Source organism: Polaromonas glacialis, assembly GCF_000709345.1.
Classification (GTDB): Bacteria; Pseudomonadota; Gammaproteobacteria; order Burkholderiales; family Burkholderiaceae_C; genus Polaromonas; species Polaromonas glacialis.
Genome location: NZ_KL448323.1, coordinates 2,344,707 through 2,362,335, shown reverse-complemented (window position 1 = coordinate 2,362,335; position 17,629 = coordinate 2,344,707). Strand labels below are relative to the sequence as shown.

At 63.0% G+C, this 17,629-nt stretch carries 20 protein-coding genes; 12 read left to right on the top strand and 8 right to left on the bottom strand.

The window, feature by feature from the left end; all coding sequences use genetic code 11:
• Positions 1–558, top strand: a 558-nt coding sequence (locus EC86_RS0111580) for an IS30 family transposase (RefSeq protein ID WP_198026782.1), incomplete at its 5' end; no start/stop codon positions are given.
• A gap of 224 nt (positions 559–782) precedes the next feature.
• On the opposite strand, the gene nadB is transcribed toward EC86_RS0111580, so the two are convergent.
• The 3 genes from nadB to EC86_RS0111565 form a co-directional block, all read right to left on the bottom strand.
• Positions 783–2,360 carry an L-aspartate oxidase gene (gene nadB / locus EC86_RS0111575; RefSeq protein WP_029525789.1) on the bottom strand — a complete coding sequence of 526 codons (1,578 nt, stop codon included), beginning with the start codon at positions 2,358–2,360 and terminating at the stop codon, positions 783–785.
• A 32-nt stretch (positions 2,361–2,392) separates the two neighbouring features.
• Positions 2,393–3,238: a segregation and condensation protein A gene (locus EC86_RS0111570; RefSeq protein ID WP_029525788.1), complete on the bottom strand. Its 846-nt coding sequence runs from the start codon at positions 3,236–3,238 to the stop codon at positions 2,393–2,395.
• A 135-nt stretch (positions 3,239–3,373) separates the two neighbouring features.
• The gene (locus EC86_RS0111565; protein ID WP_029525787.1) at positions 3,374–3,592 is read right to left on the bottom strand and encodes a DUF3460 family protein; all 219 of its coding nucleotides are present in this window, start codon (positions 3,590–3,592) and stop codon (positions 3,374–3,376) included.
• A 141-nt stretch (positions 3,593–3,733) separates the two neighbouring features.
• Here EC86_RS0111565 and EC86_RS0111560 point away from each other — a divergent pair, with 141 nt between their 5' ends.
• Positions 3,734–4,246, top strand: coding sequence for a hypothetical protein (locus EC86_RS0111560; RefSeq protein ID WP_029525786.1), 513 nt, complete (start codon positions 3,734–3,736; stop codon positions 4,244–4,246).
• 66 nt (positions 4,247–4,312) lie between these two features.
• Here EC86_RS0111560 and EC86_RS0111555 read toward each other — a convergent pair whose 3' ends face one another.
• From EC86_RS0111555 to EC86_RS0111535, 5 genes are all read right to left on the bottom strand, one after another.
• Positions 4,313–5,983: a SulP family inorganic anion transporter gene (locus tag EC86_RS0111555; protein WP_029525785.1), complete on the bottom strand. Its 1,671-nt coding sequence runs from the start codon at positions 5,981–5,983 to the stop codon at positions 4,313–4,315.
• A gap of 105 nt (positions 5,984–6,088) precedes the next feature.
• A complete protein-coding gene (locus EC86_RS0111550; RefSeq protein WP_029525784.1) occupies positions 6,089–6,319 on the bottom strand; it encodes a hypothetical protein in 231 nt (76 codons plus the stop codon).
• Positions 6,320–6,348: 29 nt separating this feature from the next.
• Positions 6,349–8,445, bottom strand: a complete 2,097-nt coding sequence (metG, locus tag EC86_RS0111545; protein ID WP_029525783.1) for a methionine--tRNA ligase — start codon at positions 8,443–8,445, stop codon at positions 6,349–6,351.
• A complete protein-coding gene (locus tag EC86_RS0111540; RefSeq protein WP_029525782.1) occupies positions 8,442–8,852 on the bottom strand; it encodes a putative toxin-antitoxin system toxin component, PIN family in 411 nt (136 codons plus the stop codon). Before EC86_RS0111540 ends, metG begins: the two co-directional genes overlap by 4 nt.
• Entirely contained in the window at positions 8,849–9,160 is a 312-nt protein-coding gene (locus tag EC86_RS0111535) for a type II toxin-antitoxin system Phd/YefM family antitoxin (protein WP_051676155.1), read from the bottom strand. Before EC86_RS0111535 ends, EC86_RS0111540 begins: the two co-directional genes overlap by 4 nt.
• Before the next feature lie 207 nt (positions 9,161–9,367).
• Here EC86_RS0111535 and apbC point away from each other — a divergent pair, with 207 nt between their 5' ends.
• The 10 genes from apbC (at position 9,368) to EC86_RS0111485 (ending at position 17,465) form a co-directional block, all read left to right on the top strand.
• On the top strand, positions 9,368–10,459 hold the full coding sequence (apbC, locus tag EC86_RS0111530; protein WP_029525780.1) for an iron-sulfur cluster carrier protein ApbC: 1,092 nt from the start codon (positions 9,368–9,370) through the stop codon (positions 10,457–10,459).
• 254 nt (positions 10,460–10,713) lie between these two features.
• Positions 10,714–12,162 (top strand): F0F1 ATP synthase subunit beta, encoded by a 1,449-nt coding sequence (gene atpD / locus EC86_RS0111525; RefSeq protein ID WP_029525779.1) that lies wholly within the window; start codon positions 10,714–10,716, stop codon positions 12,160–12,162.
• Positions 12,152–12,541, top strand: coding sequence for a F0F1 ATP synthase subunit epsilon (locus EC86_RS0111520; protein ID WP_029525778.1), 390 nt, complete (start codon positions 12,152–12,154; stop codon positions 12,539–12,541). Before atpD ends, EC86_RS0111520 begins: the two co-directional genes overlap by 11 nt.
• On the top strand, positions 12,534–12,869 hold the full coding sequence (locus EC86_RS0111515) for an AtpZ/AtpI family protein (protein ID WP_029525777.1): 336 nt from the start codon (positions 12,534–12,536) through the stop codon (positions 12,867–12,869). Before EC86_RS0111520 ends, EC86_RS0111515 begins: the two co-directional genes overlap by 8 nt.
• Entirely contained in the window at positions 12,862–13,176 is a 315-nt protein-coding gene (locus EC86_RS0111510; RefSeq protein ID WP_029525776.1) for an ATP synthase subunit I, read from the top strand. Before EC86_RS0111515 ends, EC86_RS0111510 begins: the two co-directional genes overlap by 8 nt.
• A complete protein-coding gene (locus EC86_RS0111505; protein ID WP_029525775.1) occupies positions 13,166–13,867 on the top strand; it encodes a F0F1 ATP synthase subunit A in 702 nt (233 codons plus the stop codon). Before EC86_RS0111510 ends, EC86_RS0111505 begins: the two co-directional genes overlap by 11 nt.
• A gap of 27 nt (positions 13,868–13,894) precedes the next feature.
• Positions 13,895–14,188: a F0F1 ATP synthase subunit C gene (locus EC86_RS0111500; RefSeq protein ID WP_029525774.1), complete on the top strand. Its 294-nt coding sequence runs from the start codon at positions 13,895–13,897 to the stop codon at positions 14,186–14,188.
• A gap of 3 nt (positions 14,189–14,191) precedes the next feature.
• Positions 14,192–14,992: a F0F1 ATP synthase subunit delta gene (locus tag EC86_RS0111495; RefSeq protein ID WP_029525773.1), complete on the top strand. Its 801-nt coding sequence runs from the start codon at positions 14,192–14,194 to the stop codon at positions 14,990–14,992.
• Positions 14,989–16,584, top strand: coding sequence for an alternate F1F0 ATPase, F1 subunit alpha (locus EC86_RS0111490; protein WP_029525772.1), 1,596 nt, complete (start codon positions 14,989–14,991; stop codon positions 16,582–16,584). Before EC86_RS0111495 ends, EC86_RS0111490 begins: the two co-directional genes overlap by 4 nt.
• A complete protein-coding gene (locus tag EC86_RS0111485; RefSeq protein WP_029525771.1) occupies positions 16,581–17,465 on the top strand; it encodes a F0F1 ATP synthase subunit gamma in 885 nt (294 codons plus the stop codon). Before EC86_RS0111490 ends, EC86_RS0111485 begins: the two co-directional genes overlap by 4 nt.
• Positions 17,466–17,629 lie beyond the last annotated feature (164 nt).

The following is a 17,629-nucleotide window of genomic DNA, read 5'->3' as shown; positions in this document are numbered from 1 at the left end:
GGCGATGCGCAGATCGACTTTCGCGAAGTCGTCGATGCTGATGGCGGGCGCGATGTCCTCGCCGCCGGGTGCTACGGATTCGATAGCTGCTTGCGCAGGCGCATCCTGCGCTGCGGCACGCTGGTGTGCAGGAAGTCGCTGTTCACCATGATGGTCAAACTGGGCAGCAGCAAGGCTGCAGACGTGCTCGACGGCTTCACCAGGGCGTTCTGTGCGCTGCCGCAGGAGTTGCGCCAGACGCTGACGTACGACCAGGGCAAGGAGATGGCGCTGCACAAAAGCCTGGCCGACAACACCGGGATGACAATCTACTTTTGCGACCCCCACAGCCCCTGGCAACGGGGCCTCAACGAGAACACCAACGGGTTGCTGCGCCAGTACCTGCCCAAGGGCACGGACCTGGGCGTGTACTCCCAGCGAGAGCTCGATGAGATGGCCTGGGAGCTCAATACGCGCCCCCGAAAGAGCCTCGGCTGGCGCAGCGCTGCAGAGGTGTTCTACGACGATGCCAGCATGGCAAAAGCCGGCCTTATCCCTACTGTTGCACTTGGTCTTTGAATCCGCCTGGACTTTCTTTTTTGCCAGAAAAGAAAGTCACCCCCCGCCGGGAAGGCGCTCACCCCTCAAACCACAGAAGAAACCACCCAAAGCCCCAAGACTGAAAACGCAACCCTGCGCTTCGCTAAGCAAAGCCAACATCAAGGACCGACAAGGGACCTGCAGCAAGGTAAGTAGTTATGAAAAAAGGCCACGCAGTCGTTCCGGACTATCCCCGGCCCTGCTCAGGCCACCGGCGGCACCAGGATGGTCGCCGCCGCCGGCGCCGCCATGTCGGGGTAGTCGCGGCTGAAATGCAGGCCCCGGCTTTCGCGGCGCAGCTGGGCCGAGCGCACGATGAGCGCGGCCACCTGCACCAGGTTGCGCAGCTCCAGCAGGTCGCGCGTGACGTGGAAGTGCGCGTAGAACTCGCTGATTTCCGCTTCCAGCAGCGTGATGCGGTGCGCGGCACGATCCAGCCGCTTGTTGGTGCGAACGATGCCGACGTAATCCCACATGAAGCGGCGCAGCTCGTCCCAGTTGTGCGAGATCACCACGCATTCGTCGGCATCGGTCACGCGGCTGTCGTCCCATTGCGGCAGCTCGGGCATCAGCGCGGCTGGGGCGGCGGCAATGACCTGCGCGCTAGCGCGGGCAAACACCATGCATTCGAGCAGCGAATTGCTCGCCAGCCGGTTCGCGCCGTGCAGGCCGGTGCAGGCGGCCTCGCCGATGGCGAACAGGCCCGGTACGTCGGTGCGCCCGGCCAGGTCGGTCAGCACGCCGCCGCAGGTGTAGTGCGCCGCCGGCACCACGGGAATCGGCTGCCTGGTGATGTCGATGCCCAGCTCGGCGCAGCGCGCCAGGATGTTCGGGAAATGCTCGTGCAAAAACGCCGGGCTCTGGTGCGAGATGTCCAGGTGTACGCAGTCCAGGCCGCGCTTTTTCATCTCGTAGTCGATGGCCCGGGCCACTACGTCGCGTGGCGCCAGCTCGGCGCGTGCGTCGTGGTCCAGCATGAAGCGCGTGCCGTCGGGCAACAAAAGCCGCCCGCCTTCGCCGCGCACGGCTTCGCTGATCAGGTAGGACTTGGCCAGCGGGTGGTACAGGCAGGTGGGGTGGAACTGGATGAACTCCAGGTTGGACACGCGGCAGCCGGCGCGCCAGGCGGCCGCAATGCCGTCGCCGGTGGCGGTGTCGGGGTTGGTGGTGTACAGGTACACCTTGCCCGCGCCGCCCGTGGCCAAAATGGTCTGCGGCGCGCGAAAGGTCAGCACCTCGTCGGTGGTCTCGTCCAGCGCATACAGGCCCAGGCAGCGCTGCGGGCCAGGCAAGCCCAGCTTGCGCGAGGTGATCACATCGACCAGCGTGTGGTCTTCAAACACCGTGATGCCCGGCATCGCCCGCACCACGTCGATCAGCGTTTGCTGCACGGCCGCGCCGGTGGCGTCGGTGACGTGGGCGATGCGGCGCGCGCCGTGGCCGCCTTCGCGCGTGAGGTGCAGCTGCTCGCCTTCGAGCGAAAACGGCACGCCCAGCGCGCGCAGCCAGCCAATGGCGCCCGGCGCGTTCTCGACCACGAAGCGCGTGGTGGCCAGGTCGCACAGGCCGGCGCCGGCGACCAGGGTGTCCTCGATGTGCGCGGCGAAGCTGTCGTCCTCGGCCAGCACGGCCGCAATGCCGCCCTGCGCCCAGCCGCTGGAGCCGTCGCTGATGGAGCGCTTGGTGATGACGGCCACGCGGTGCGTGGGCGCCAGGTGCAGCGCGGCGGAAAGGCCGGCCAGGCCGCTGCCGACAATCAAAACATCAAAATCGTGGGTCATGGTGGGCAGGGCCTTGGGGGTTGGTTAAACAATCAGGCCGGCGTGTAGGCCAGGCGGACATAGATCGGCGCGAACGATTCGGCCTGGGTGATTTCAAGCAGGCATTCCTTGGCCAGCTCCAGCAGCGCGATGAAGGTGACGACCAGCACCGGCATGCCGCGCGAGGCATCGAACAGTTCCTCGAACTCCAGGAACTTGCGGCCCTGCAGCCGGCGCAGCACGATGCTCATGTGCTCGCGCACCGACAGTTCCTCGCGGCTGATGACGTGGTGCTGGACCAGCTTGGCGCGCCGGACGATGCCCTGCCAGGCTTCCTGCAAATCAACCAGCGTGACATCGGGCAGGCGCGGCTCGGTGGACTGTTCGACATGCACCTGCGCCACCGCAAAATCGCGGCCCCGCTGCGGCAGGGTGTTCAGCCGGTGCGCGGCGAGCTTGATGCGCTCGTATTCCAGCAGGCGGCGCACCAGCTCGGCGCGCGGGTCCTCGGCCTCCGGGCCTTCGGCCGCCTTGCGCGGCGGCAGCAGCATGCGCGACTTGATCTCGATCAGCATCGCGGCCATCAGCAGGTATTCAGCGGCCAGCTCCAGGTTGGTGGCGCGGATTTCATCGACATAGGCCAGGTATTGGCGCGTCACCGCCGCCATCGGAATGTCGAGGATGTTGAAATTTTGCTTGCGGATCAGGTAGAGCAGCAGGTCCAGCGGGCCTTCGAAGGCTTCGAGGAAGACCTTCAGCGCGTCCGGCGGGATGTACAAGTCCTTGGGCATGGCGAACATCGGCTCGCCATAGAGCCGGGCCAGCGCGACCGGGTCGATCAGCCCCGGAAGTTCAGGATTGACCGGTTCGCTCAAGGCCGTCTCGTCGGGGGAGTGCATTTCCTGCACGGGCGTAAGAGTGGGGAGGGAAGGGAGCATCAGGGCAGCAGCGGGAGGGATCGGTTCATGGGCTTGCCGCCATGGAAAACAGGCTGCCTGGGCCGGCTGGCTGCCGGCTGAAGTCGAAATGCGGAATCAGTCGCCGTTCGGATGGGCGCTGGTGCCATAGACATAGGCCTGCTGCGCCACGCGCGCCTCGCCATAGTCCGCCTGGTCGGCCAGGTTCAGGTTCTTGTCCCACCAGATGGCGCGGCCGGCGCGCTGCTCGGCTTCCAGCGTCGGCTTCTTCTCCTTCAGACCGTCGATGAACGAGGTGATTTCAGAGGTGTAATGGGTGCGTTGAAAAAGAGACATGGTGCTTGGCTGCCTGAAACGTATAGTGGCTGGATTTTACCGGGGTCTGCCATGCGTTCATTGATTCGTCGGCCTTTCGTGGCCGAAACAGGTCGTTTATCTGCGATTTTGCCTATGGCTTCGAAAAGGGCGGTGCTGTGTATGGGGTTGCTGTCGTTCATCCTGGGCCTGGCCGGCTGCGACCAGGAGCGCATCAAGGAACTGGAAGAAGGCGTTTCCACCGAAGCCGATGTGCGGGCGCGCTTCGGCGTTCCAGAGAAAGTCTGGGAGGCGGGCGACATGGCGTCGCTGCCGATGCCGGGCGCGGCGGCCGAACCGGGCGCCCGAACCCTCGAATACAACCGCCAGCCGGCCGGCAACGTCAACTACATGATCACCATCGGCCCCGACGGACGGATGACCGCGCTGCGCCAGGTGCTGACGCCGCAAAATTTCGCCCGCGTGCTACCCGGCATGCCGATGGAGACGGTGCGCCAGATGCTCGGCAAGCCGATGAAGGTCACGCCCTATGCCCTCAAGCGCGAAACGCACTACGACTGGCGCTACCTGAACCCGCCGAACACCGCGATGATCTTTACCGTGGTGTTCGACCCGGACCTGCGCGTGACCGGCACCGGGTCGGTCGACGAGGAAAGCCTGCATCCCCGGCGGTAATCATTCGGTTTTGTGAATAAAAAAAGGCTTTTGCGCACGGCGGACGGGCGCAAGCAGCTATTATTTTTATAGCGTTTCAACATGCGCCAGGAAGCCCGAGCGTTCCATCACCTGCCGGGGCTGGGCATTGAGCCCGGCCAGCACCAGCCGGCCGCCACGCGATGAAATCGCTTTTTGCAGCTGCTCCAGCACATCCAGGCCCGAGGCGTCAAGCACCTGCAGCGACTGCACGTCAAGGCGAATGGTCATGCCCTGCGGGGCGCTTTCCACGACGTTCAGGATCGGGTCGATCTTGGCCACGGCACCAAAAAACAGCGAGCCGTACAGCCGGAAGCAGGCTTCATCGCCACTGTTCGACAGCTCGACCACCTGGAACAGGGAACTCATGCGCCGAACGAACAGCACGCAGGCCAGCAGCAGGCCGACCTGCAGCGCGACCGTCAGGTCAAACACCACCGTCAGGAAGAACGTGCCGAGCATGATCAGCCGGTAGTGGTTGCTGGCGCGCCTGAGTTCGGCGAATTCGCGCCATTCGCCCATGTTCCAGGCGACATACAGCAATATGCCGGCGAGCACCGGCAGCGGCACATGCGCGGCCAGCGGCGCGGCCACCAGCACCACCGTGACCAGCGTCAGCGAATGCACCAGCCCGGAGATGGGCGAGGTGGCGCCGGCCCGCACATTGGTCACGGTGCGGGCAATCGTTCCGGTGGCGGGCATGCCGCCGAAAAACGGCACGACGAAATTGGCCACGCCCTGGGCCATCAGTTCCTGGTTCGGGTCGTGGCGCGGCAAGCCCGAGATTTGGTCGGCCACGCGCGCGCACAGCAGCGACTCGACCGCGCCCAGCAGCGCAATCGTGACGGTCGGCGCCACCAGCAGCCGCACCGTCGCCCACGAAAAGTCAGGGAACTCAAAACCCGGCAGGGCGCGCGGAATGCCGCCAAAGCGGCTGCCGATGGTTTCCACCGGCAGGTTCAGGAAATAGGCCAGCGCCGTCAGCGTGAGCAGCGCCACGATGGGCCCCGGCAGGCGCGAGGCCAGCCGGGTGGCGCGCTTGAGCTGCAGGCCCTCGCCGGCCTGGACCAGCCGGACCAAGCGGTTGGTGATAGCGTGGGCATAGCGCGTCTGGGTGTCAAACAGGCGCGGCCAGACCAGCAGGCCAAGCAGGCAGGCCAGCCCCAGGCCCAGCGCATACAGGTTCAGCGTGCCGATGTTCAGCGCAATCGCCTTCAGCTGCGAGAAAAAATCCGCCGGCATCTTGGGAATGTTCAGGCCCAGCAAATCCTTGACCTGAGACAGCGCGATCAGCACCGCGATGCCGTTGGTGAAGCCCACCACGATGCTGACCGGCACGTAGCGCACCAAGGTGCCGAGCTTGAAGAATCCGAGCAGAAACAGCAGCACCCCGGCGCAGGTGGTGGAGATCAGGAGGTTGGCCAGGCCGTAGCGTTCGATGATGCCGTAGACGATGACGATGAAGGCGCCGGCCGGGCCGCCGATCTGCACCGCCGAGCCGCCCAGCGAGGCGATGATGGCGCCGGCGATGATCGCCGTCCAGATGCCCGCTTCGGGCTTGAGCCCCGAGGCAATCGCAAAGGCCATCGCCAGCGGCAGCGCGACGATGCCGACCGTCAGGCCGGAGCCCGCATCCTTGAAGAACCGTTCGCGGTTGTAGCCGGCCATCGACGACAGCAGGCGCGGACGAAACCGGGCGAAATGAATGGGGAGGTGCATGAGCCAAGATTGTGCGCTTGGGCCCGGTTTTAATCGAGAACAAATCGATACAAAAGCGCCGTTTTGTTGGCGCCCGGCGGCGCTCTGGCACGGCCTGAAACCGGGCTATTTGGCCGGGCCGGGCAGCACCGCATCGGCCGTGGCGCCGATGGCCGAGCCGGCGATGCGCGCCGTGCCGATGACGGCGCTGGCCGCCAGCCCGACCGTGCCCACCGCCACCGAGGCCACGGTATCGACCACGGCAACGACGGCGCAACCGGGCAGGGCGAAAGCCGACAGGCCGATGAGCGCCGCTGCGGCCAGGCCGCGTGCGCGAAAACGAGGCGATGCGGTCATGGCCGGGCTCCGTGGGGCTGTTTATCGGTTCAATGAATCCGCATGCCCGGCGTCGCGCCCGGCAGCGGCTCCAGCACGTAAATGCCTGGATTCGCTTTTTCGTCGGCATGGCTGGCGGCCAGCACCATGCCTTCGCTGATGCCGAACTTCATTTTTCGCGGCGCCAGGTTGGCGACCAGCACGGTGTGCTTGCCGATCAGGTCGGCCGGCTGGTAGCTGGACGCAATGCCGCTGAAGACATTGCGCATCCGGCCTTCGCCCGCGTCCAGCGTCAGGCGCAGCAGCTTGGTCGAGCCTTCCACCGCTTCGCAATTGACGATTTTGGCGATGCGCAGATCGACTTTCGCGAAGTCGTCGATGCTGATGGCGGGCGCGATGTCCTCGCCGCCGGGTGCTACGGATTCGATAGCTGCTTGCGCAGGCGCATCCTGCGCTGGAGGCTCGAAAAGTGCCTCAAGCTGCTTGGCATCGACGCGCTGCATCAGGTGCTTGTAGTCGCCGATCAGGTGGCCGTTCCCGAGGCTTGCGGCCGCGTCGGCAAAGGTCAGCGGGGCGGTTTTCAAAAAGGCCTCGACCTGCGCGGCCAGCGCGGGCAGCACGGGTTTGAGGTACAGCGTCAGCAGGCGGAAGGCCTCAATGCAGACGGTGCAGACATCAATCAGCCGCGCCTCCATGCCTTCCTTCTTGGCCAGTTCCCAGGGCTTGTTCTGGTCCACGTAGGCGTTGACCTGGTCGGCCAGCAGCATGACTTCGCGCTGCGCCTTGGCGTATTCGCGGCCTTCGTACAGCAGCTCGATGGCGCCGGACTGTGCGCGCAGTCCGTCCAGCAGCGCCGCGCCGTCGCCAGAGACCTCTCCCAATTGGCCGGCAAAGCGCTTGCTGATGAAGCCCGCCGCCCGGCTGGCAATGTTGATGAACTTGCCCACCAGGTCGCTGTTCACCCGCGCCATGAAGTCGTCGGCGTTGAAGTCGATATCCTCATTCTTCGCGTTCAGCTTGGCCGCCAGGTAGTAGCGCAGCCATTCGGGGTTCATGCCCAGGCTCAGGTACTTGAGCGGGTCCAGGCCGGTGCCCCGGCTCTTACTCATCTTTTCGCCGTTGTTCACCGTCAAAAAGCCATGGACAAAGATGTTGTCGGGCGTTTTTCTACCGCTGAAGTGCAGCGTGGCGGGCCAGAACAGCGTGTGAAAGGTCACGATGTCCTTGCCGATGAAGTGGTACTGCTCCAGCTTTGGATCGGCCATGTAGTCGTCGTAGCTTTCGCCGCGCCGGTCGAGCAGGTTTTTCAGCGACGCCAGGTAGCCGATGGGCGCGTCGAGCCAGACATAAAAATACTTGCCGGGCGCGTCGGGAATCTCGATGCCGAAGTAAGGCGCGTCGCGGGAAATGTCCCAGTCGCCCAGGCCTTCGCTTTGCGTGCCGTCGGGGTTGGTGCGCACGCTGAACCATTCCTTGACCTTGTTGGCGACTTCGGGCTGCAGCTTGCCGTCTTGCGTCCAGCCCTCCAGGAATTCCACGCAGCGCGGGTCCGACAGCTTGAAGAAAAAGTGCTCGGAGCTTTTGAGCATGGGCACCGCGCCCGACAGCGCCGAGTAGGGATTGATCAGGTCGGTCGGCGCATACACCGCGCCGCAGACCTCGCAGTTGTCGCCGTACTGGTCCTTGGCATGGCATTTCGGGCATTCGCCCTTGATGAAGCGGTCGGGCAGGAACATGTTCTTCTCTAGGTCGAAGAACTGTTCAATTGTTTTGGTCTCGATCAGCGAGCCCTGCGGGTTGTCGCGCAGGTCGCGGTAGATCTGCCGGGCCAGCTCGTGGTTTTCCGGCGAGTCGGTCGAGCTCCAGTTGTCGAAGGCAATGTGAAAGCCGTCCAGGTATTGCTTGCGGCCGGCGGCAATGTCGGCGACGAACTGCTGCGGCGTCTTGCCGGCTTTTTCGGCGGCGATCATGATCGGCGCGCCGTGCGCATCGTCGGCGCCGACGAAATTCACCGCGTTGCCCTGCATGCGCTGGAAGCGCACCCAGATGTCGGCCTGGATGTATTCCATGATGTGGCCGATGTGGAAGTTCCCGTTGGCATAGGGCAGGGCGGTGGTGACGAAGAGTTTTCTTGTTGGCGGGTTCATAGTCGGTCCAGAAATTCAGTGGCGGTCAGGATGGCGGGCCATTTTCCCTTCAGCACGAGGAGATCTTTGTCGCCTGTGATGAGGTGCATGGGCCTGGCCTGGGTGAGCAGCGCCATCAGGTAATCGTCTTTTGGGTCGCGGCATACCGCCGGATAAGGCAGTGTCAAGTGGTGAAAGGTGCATCCGGCATGCATCTGCTGGACAAATGCCTGCGCAGTGGCAGCGCCGCCGGCAATCCGGGCGATGATTTTCGGCCGAATCAGCACACGGCTCAATTCTTCCAGTTGCTGGCCGCAACTCACCCATTCAAAAGCGTCTTCGCGCCACAGCTTGACGATGGCTGCAGCCCTGCTTTCGGGTTTGAAAAGTGCCGACAGAACCGTGTTGGTGTCCAGAATCAGCTTCACGGGGCTGGCTTGTCTTGCTCAGCCTGCTCGGCCATCATGTCTGAACGCACGGCCTTGACCTCTGCGTTGACCAGTTCTTCAACTTCGGCTTCGCTCATGTCTTCAAAGCCTTTGGAAAACTGCGCCCACAGCTTCTCGAATTCGCCATCATTCTTGCGCCGCATGCGCTCGAACGTGGCCATGTCCACCAGCGCGGCCACGGGCTTGCCGGCCTTGGTGATGACGATGCTGTCGTGGCGGTATTGCACGCCGTTGAGCAATTCGCCCAGGTTCTGGCGAACATTCATGGCGGTGGCTTCGCGTAGCATGGCGGCTCCTTGGAATGGGTTGATTGCCATGATTGTATCAATTGACATGGTTGGCGCAAAGAGGTCAGGGGGCAGGGGCCTGCGGCAATCCCCTGAAACGCCAAGCCCACTGGCGCGGCGTTAGACTCTTTGCAAATCCCGGCAGCCTGCGCGCTTTTCTGAAAAGGCAAGGGCATGCTTTGTCTGAATCACCTGGAGACTCCCCTGATGGCCGTAGAACAACAAGCAATTTTGACCGCCCTGCAAGCCGTGCTCGATCCCAACACCGGCAAGGATTTTGTCACGACCAAGGCGCTGAAGAACCTGCAGGTCAGCGGCGCCGACGTGTCCTTCGATGTCGAACTCGGCTACCCCGCCAAGAGCCAGATCGCCGGCCTGCGCAAGAGCCTGATTGCCGCCGTCAAGGGTGTCGCCGGCGTCGGCAATGTGTCGGTCAACGTCAGCGTGAAGATCGCCAGCCACAGCGTGCAGCGCGGCGTGCAGCTGCTGCCGAATGTGAAGAACATCATCGCCGTGGCGTCGGGCAAGGGCGGCGTGGGCAAGAGCACCACCGCCGTCAACCTGGCCCTGGCCCTGGCCGCTGAAGGCGCGGCCGTCGGCCTGCTGGACGCCGACATCTACGGCCCGAGCGTGCCGATGATGATGGGCATCGAAGGCCGTCCCGAGAGCATCGACGGCAAGAACATGGAGCCAATGGAAAACTACGGCCTGCAGGTCATGTCCATCGGTTTCCTGGTCGCCCAGGACGAAGCCATGATCTGGCGCGGTCCCATGGCCACCCAGGCGCTGGAGCAACTGCTGCGCCAGACCAACTGGAAAGACCTGGATTATTTGATCGTTGACATGCCGCCCGGCACCGGCGACATCCAGCTCACGCTCTCCCAGCGCGTGCCCATGACCGGCGCGGTCATCGTCACCACGCCGCAGGACATTGCGCTGCTCGACGCCAAGAAGGGCATCAAGATGTTCGAGAAGGTCGGCGTGCCGATCCTGGGCATTGTCGAGAACATGGCGGTGCACATCTGCAGCCAGTGCGGCCATGCCGAACACATTTTCGGCGAAGGCGGCGGCAAGAAAATGGCGGCCGACTACCAGATGGACTACCTCGGCGCACTGCCGCTGGACATCAAGATCCGCCTGCAGGCCGACAGCGGCAAGCCGACCGTGGTGGCCGATCCCGACGGCGACGTGGCCGGCATCTACAAGGCCGTGGCGCGCAAGGTGGCGATCACCGTGGCGGCCAAGGCGAAAGACTTCTCGGCCAAGTTTCCGAGCATCACGATCAGCAAAAATACCTGACCGGGGGAAGCGGGCTGCGGGTGAACAGGGGTGACGCCGCGCATCTCCCTTCTTTCATCCAAGCGGCCTTGTCCTACATTCCTGCGAACCCGGTTTCCGGAATAACCCTGTTATTTGTCCCACAATAGGCCTTCCGTCGGACGGACTTACTGTCTTTGCAGTTTGCCGTCAATGGTGATGTCCCTTAGTCAAATTGATGCTGCTCAGATTGATGCGACACATCACCCACCATGCCGACGCATGAATGGAGTGAGATGGCTGAACCTGGGGTCAAGACAAATATTCCCAATCTCGGCGTTGTCGTTTCGGTGCGCGGCAGCGTCGTGGACGTGCGGTTCGATGCGAATTTGCCACCCATCCACAGCGTGCTGCACGCGGACGAAGGCCGCATCATCGTCGAGGTGCTGGCGCAGCGTGACCCGCAGCATGTGCGCGCGATTGCGCTGACGCCCACGCAAGGCCTGGCGCGCGGCATGACGGTGACGGACACCGGCGGGCCGTTGAAGGCGCCCGTCGGCAAGGGAATTCTTTCCCGCATGTTCGACGTGTTTGGCAATGCGATTGACCGCCAGCCGGCACCCACGGATGTTCAATGGCGTTCCGTGCATCGCGCGCCGCCTGCGCTGGCAAAACGCTCGACCCAGTCTGAAGTTTTCGAGACCGGCATCAAGGTCATCGATGTATTGCTGCCGCTGGAGCGCGGCGGCAAGGCCGGGCTCTTTGGCGGTGCGGGGGTTGGCAAAACGGTGTTGCTGACGGAGATGATTCACAACATGGTCGGGCATCAGGAGGGCGTCAGTATTTTTTGCGGCATTGGCGAACGTTGTCGTGAAGGGGAAGAGCTTTACCGCGAAATGAAGGCCGCCGGCGTGCTGCCCGACATGGTGATGATCTTCGGCCAGATGAACGAGCCGCCGGGCAGCCGTTTTCGGGTCGGTCATGCTGCGCTGACCATGGCCGAGTATTTCCGGGACGACGAGCACCGCGATGTGCTGCTGCTGATTGACAACATCTTCCGGTTTATCCAGGCCGGCTCGGAAGTGTCTGGCCTGATGGGGCAGATGCCATCGCGCCTGGGTTACCAGCCGACGATGGGAACCGAATTATCGGGGCTGGAAGAGCGCATCGCCAACACCGAAACGGGCGCCATCACCTCGATTCAGGCGGTGTATGTGCCTGCGGACGACTTCACCGATCCGGCGGCCGTGCATACGTTCTCGCATCTTTCTGCGTCCATCGTGCTCTCGCGCAAGCGTGCCAGCGAAGGCCTGTATCCGGCCATCGACCCGCTGCAGTCGAGTTCCAAGATGGCCACGCCGGGTATTGTGGGCGAGCGGCATTACGCGCTGGCCCAGGAAATCCGGCGCACGCTCGCCCAATATGCGCAGCTCAAGGACATCATTGCCATGCTCGGCCTGGAGCAGCTGTCGCCGGAAGACCGCAACGTGGTCGGCCGTGCGCGCCGGCTGGAGCGGTTCTTGACCCAGCCGTTTTTCACGACCGAGCAGTTCACCGGCATGCAGGGCAAGCTGGTCAGCCTTGAGGATGCGCTGATTGGCTGTGAACGCATCCTGCGCGATGAATTCAAGGATTACCCGGAGAGTGCGCTCTACATGATCGGGAAGATTGACGAGGCGAAGGCGAAACATCCAGTGGCCGACACCCTGCCAGAGAAAAAAACGGCCGCCACCCATGAATCTTAAGATTCTTCTGCCTTTCAAGGTGTTTGCCGAAAAGTCAGGCGTGTCGCGCATCGTCTCGGAAACCCATGCGGGCTCGTTTGGGTTATTGCCCATGCGGCGCGATTGCGTGGCGGCCTTGACGCCAGGCATCCTGATTTACGAGACAGAAGCTGAAGGAGAAGTTTTCGTGGCCGTCGATGGCGGCGTGCTGGTCAAGACCGGGCCGGATGTGCTGGTTTCGGTGCGGCGGGCCATGCGGGGCGCGGACCTTGGCCAGTTGCGCCAGGCGGTGGAGCAGGAGTTTTTGGCGCTGGATGCGCATGAGCAAAACGTACGCTCGGTGCTGACGAAACTCGAAACCGGTTTTTTGCGTCGATTCGCGACCTTGCAACATGGCTGAAAAGTCCGGAAAACCCTTGAAAAAAGAACCCGACCTGGCCGAGCAGGTCGGCGTCAAAGCTGCACGCAAGCTCAAGGCACGGCACAACGCCACGCCGGGCGTGTGGTCGGGTCTGGGGTTGATGGGGGTCATCGGCTGGTCGGTCGTGGTGCCGACCTTGCTGGGCGCTGCGCTCGGCCTCTGGCTGGACCGGCGCTACCCGGGCGGCCGCTCGTGGACGCTGGCCTTGTTGCTGGCCGGGCTGACGCTCGGCTGTCTGAATGCCTGGCACTGGGTGAGCCAGGAAGACCAGGCCATGCGGGAAGAACAGGAAAATGATGATGAATGAAACACTGGCCCTGGTGCTGGCCTGGATTGCAGGCGGGGCGCTGGGTGCATTTTTTTTCGGCGGCCTGTGGTGGACCGTCAACAAGAGTCTTGCGTCCCGCCAGCCTGCAGTCTGGGTGTTTTGCAGTCTGCTGCTGCGCATGGGCGTCACGATGACCGGGTTTTACGTTGTCTCGGGCGCCAACTGGCAGCGTTTGCTGGCTTGCGTGGTGGGGTTTTTCATGGCGCGCCACATCGTGATACGGCTGACCCGCTCGCCTGAAGAAAGCTTGGCGCGCAAGCCGCAGGAAACGCGCCATGCACCTTAGCCCCGATGAGATCATTTTCTGGCAAGCCGGATTCTTCAAGCTCAACGCCACCATTGCCTACACCTGGGCACTGATGCTGGTGCTGGTGGCGGGCTCACGACTCATCACGCGCCATCTTTCCACGGACCACAACCGTTCCCGGTGGCAGAACCTGCTTGAAATCGTTGTGACCGGCATCGAAACGCAAATTGCAGAGGTCGGCCTGCGGCATCCGCGCAAATACATCGGCTTTCTGGGTTCGCTGTTTCTGTTCGTCGCCATGGCCAGCCTGTGTACCGTCATTCCGGGCTACGAGCCGCCGACCGGCTCTTTGTCCACCACCGCAGCGCTTGCCCTGTGCGTGATGGTGGCCGTGCCGCTGTTCGGCATCGAGGACCAGGGCCTGGCGGGCTACCTCAAGTCCTACCTGGAGCCGACCGCCATCATGCTGCCGTTCAACCTCATCAGTGAAATCTCGCGCACGCTGGCGCTGGCGGTGCGCCTGTTCGGCAACATGATGAGCGGCGCCATGATCATCGGCATTCTCCTGAGCATCACGCCCTTCATTTTCCCCATCGTCATGACGGTGCTGGGCCTGCTCACGGGGATGGTGCAGGCTTACATCTTCAGCATCCTGGCGGCGGTTTATATCGCCGCCGCCACCCATGTGCGCAAGCCCAAGCTCAAGCCTGAGCTGGCGCCCAAAATTTAAAACCAACTTATCTACCAAGGACTCGCTATGGACAGCCTGACAATCATCGCGGTGGCCTCCATCGTCATCGCCGGAATCACCACGAGTTTCGGCTGCATGGGCCCTGCGTTTGCAGAAGGGCGCGCCGTCTCGACGGCGCTCACTGCACTGGCGCAGCAGCCCGACGCTTCGGCCACGATCACCCGCACCTTGTTTGTGGGCCTGGCGATGATCGAATCCACCGCGATTTATTGCTTCGTGGTGTCGATGATCCTGATTTTTGCCAACCCGTTCTGGAATTACGGCATCGCCCTGGCGGCCACCCTGGCTACCGGAAAGTAAGCCATGCTTTTTGACTGGTTCACGGTCGGTGCGCAAACGCTCAACTTTCTTGTTTTGGTGTGGTTGATGAAGCGCTTTCTTTACAAGCCCGTCCTCGACGCGATTGACGCGCGGGAAAAGCGGATTGCCCTGGCCCTTGCCGACGCCGCCGCGAAAAAGGCAGAAGCCCAGAAGGAATGCAACGAGTTCCAGAAAAAAAACGAGGTGTTTGATCAGCAGCGCAGCGAGCAACTGAGTCAGCTCAAGGACGAGATCAAGACCGAACGGCAGCGCTTGCTGGAAGAAGCGCGGCAGGCCGCCAATGCCTTGCGCGTCAAAAGGCAGGACGCGTTGACCAGCGAACTGCAGACCCTGCACCAGGACATCGCCCGCCGCAGCCGGGACGAAGTGTTGGCCATTGCACAAAAGGTGCTGACCGATCTGGCGGGCGCAACGCTTGAAGAACGGATGGTCGCTGTGTTCGCACAGCGCTTGCGCGCGCTTGACGATACGGCAAAGACCGGCCTTGCCAAGGCGCTTGAAAACGCGTCCGGCACCGTGCTGGTGCGCAGCGCTTTTGCGTTGTCGCCGGCGCAGCGGGAGGCGATTCAAAGCGCACTCAATGAAACCCTCTCGGGCAATAGCCCGATCCAGTTCGCCACGACACCGGACCTGATCAGCGGGATTGAACTCTCGGCCAACGGGTGGAAGGTTGCCTGGAATATCGCGGACTTTCTTGCCTCGCTGGAGCAGCGCATCGGCGAACGCATCAAGGAGCAATCCCAACCGCAAGTCCAGCCCGCCGCGCCAGAGAAGGCCGCATGAGCGCGCCCTTTGACACCCTGAGAAGTGTCCTGGACAACACCTTTGCCAGCCTGAGCCAGGGACGCGATGCTTACCAGGCGCAATTGACGCCGCAGGAAGTCGGCACGATCACCAGCGTCTCCACCGCCATCGCCTTGGTGTCCGGCCTGCCCGGCGTGGGCTATGACGAACTGGTGAAGTTCCCCGGCAATGTGTTTGGCATCGCTTTCAATGTGGACGAGACTGAAATCGGCGTGGTGCTGCTGGGCGACTATTCGCGCCTGCATGCGGGCGACAAGGTCGAGCGCACCGGGCGGGTGATGGACGTCATCGTGGGCGACGGCTTGCTCGGCCGGGTGATTGACCCGCTGGGCCGCCCGCTTGACGGCCAGGGGCCGGTGGCTGCCAGCACACGCTTTCCCATTGAACGGCCCGCAGCGCCCATCATGGACCGCGCGCCCGTCATCGTGCCGTTGCAAACCGGCCTGAAGGTGGTCGATGCGCTCATTCCGATCGGGCGTGGCCAGCGCGAGCTGATTCTGGGCGACCGGCAGACCGGCAAGACCGCCATTGCGATTGACACCATCCTCAACCAGCAGGGCCAGGATGTGGTCTGCGTGTATTGCGCGATTGGCCAGCGCGCTTCCGCCGTGGCAAAAGCGGTTGCTGTATTGAAGGACAAGGGCGCGATGGACTACACCGTCGTGGTGGTCACCGAGGGCAATGACCCGCCGGGCCTGGCCTATATTGCCCCCTATGCCGCGACCAGCATTGCCGAGCATTTCATGGAAGCCGGCCGCGACGTGCTGATCGTGTACGACGACCTCACGCAGCATGCCCGCGCCTACCGCGAGCTGTCGCTGCTGCTGCGCCGCCCGCCTGGACGCGAAGCCTTTCCCGGCGACATTTTCTACATCCACTCGCGCCTGCTGGAACGCGCAACGCATCTTTGCGACGAGCGCGGCGGCGGCTCGCTCACCGCCCTGCCGATTGTCGAGACCGAAGCGCAGAACATTTCGGCCTACATTCCGACCAACCTGATCTCCATTACCGACGGTCAGATCTACCTTTCGCCCTCGCTGTTCGAGCTGGGCGTTCTGCCTGCCGTCGATGTGAGTAAATCCGTCTCGCGCGTGGGCGGCAAGGCGCAACGCGCTTCCTACCGGGCGGTGGCCGGCGACCTCAAGCTGGCTTACGCCCAGTTCGAGGAGCTGGAAACCTTTGCCCGCTTTGGCGCCCGACTGGACGAAAGCATCACCCAGATCATCGAGCACGGCCGGCGCATCCGGGCTTGTCTGAAGCAGCCCGAATCTGCGCCGGTGTCGGTGGCCGCGCAAATTGCGGTGCTCATGGCATTGACTGAAAAACTCTTCGACAACGTGCCGCTTGACCGGATGCCAGAAGCCGAACACGCCGTGCGCGAGGCCGCTGCCCAGCTGCCCGACGAGGTGCATGCCCGTTTCGATACCGCCGCCAAACTGAGTGACGCAGACCGGGACACCATTGTCCAGATCGCCCGCACTGCGCTTGCCGGTTTACAGCCCGAGGTGGCGCCCAAGGCTGAAGCGCAAAGTAACCCCCAGACCCCACCTGCGGGCGGAAAGTCGGCATGAGCGACACCACGGCCAGCCTCGGCCGCAAGATCGGCACGGCGGGCGACCTTCAGTCCGTGGTGCGCACGATGAAGGCGGTGGCCGCGTCCAGCATCGGTCAATACGAGCGCGCAGTGCATGCCCTGGATGATTACTACCGGACGGTACAACTGGGGTTGGTGGCCTGTTTGCGCGAGATGAATCCGCCTGCTGCTCCGGCGCAGACGAAGCGCAGCCCCACCGGGGCCATTGCCGCTGTCGTCTTTGGTTCCGACCAGGGCCTGGTCGGCCAGTTCAATGATTTGATGGCCGATTTCGTCGTCAAAACGCTGGCGGAATTGCCGGGGCAAAAGACCGTCTGGCCCGTGGGCGAACGTATCCGCGCACGGTTGGGGGAAACGGAGTTGGTGCTGGGGGATGGCTTCGTTTTGCCGGGCTCGATTGGCGCGATCACGCCGCTGGTCGGGCAAATTCTGATCGAGGTTGAAGCGCTGCGCGAAAAAGAGGCGAACGCGCCAGTCTATGTGTTTTACAACAGCCCCCACGCCGGGGAAATCTACACGCCTACTTTCCAGCGACTGTTGCCGCTGGACGCCGTCTGGCAGCGTGAATCGACGGCAATGGCCTGGCCGACCAAAAATTTGCCGGAAGTCATGAATGCAGGAGAAGCGACCCTGCTCGCCTTCGTGCGGGAATACCTGTTCGTCTCGCTTTTCAGGGCCTGCGCCGAATCCCTGGCCAGCGAAAACGCCAGTCGGCTGGCTGCCATGCAGCGCGCTGAAAAAAATATCGAGGAACTGCTGGAGGACTTGAACCGCTCGTTTCATCGCCTGCGCCAAAGTGGCATCGACGAGGAGTTGTTCGATGTCATTTCCGGCTTCGAGGCGCTGACAGGCGGCTGAATCCCGACGGGGCGCACAGGCTGAAACGGCCGCGGCAATGGGGCGGCGAAGCGGATTGCTTGCTTTAAAAACACGCTGGATGCCATGAACCGGATTTTTTGCCGTGTCGGAATCATCCTCTTTGGCAACCAGGCGGACAGGCAGGATTCACCAGGAATTGCATG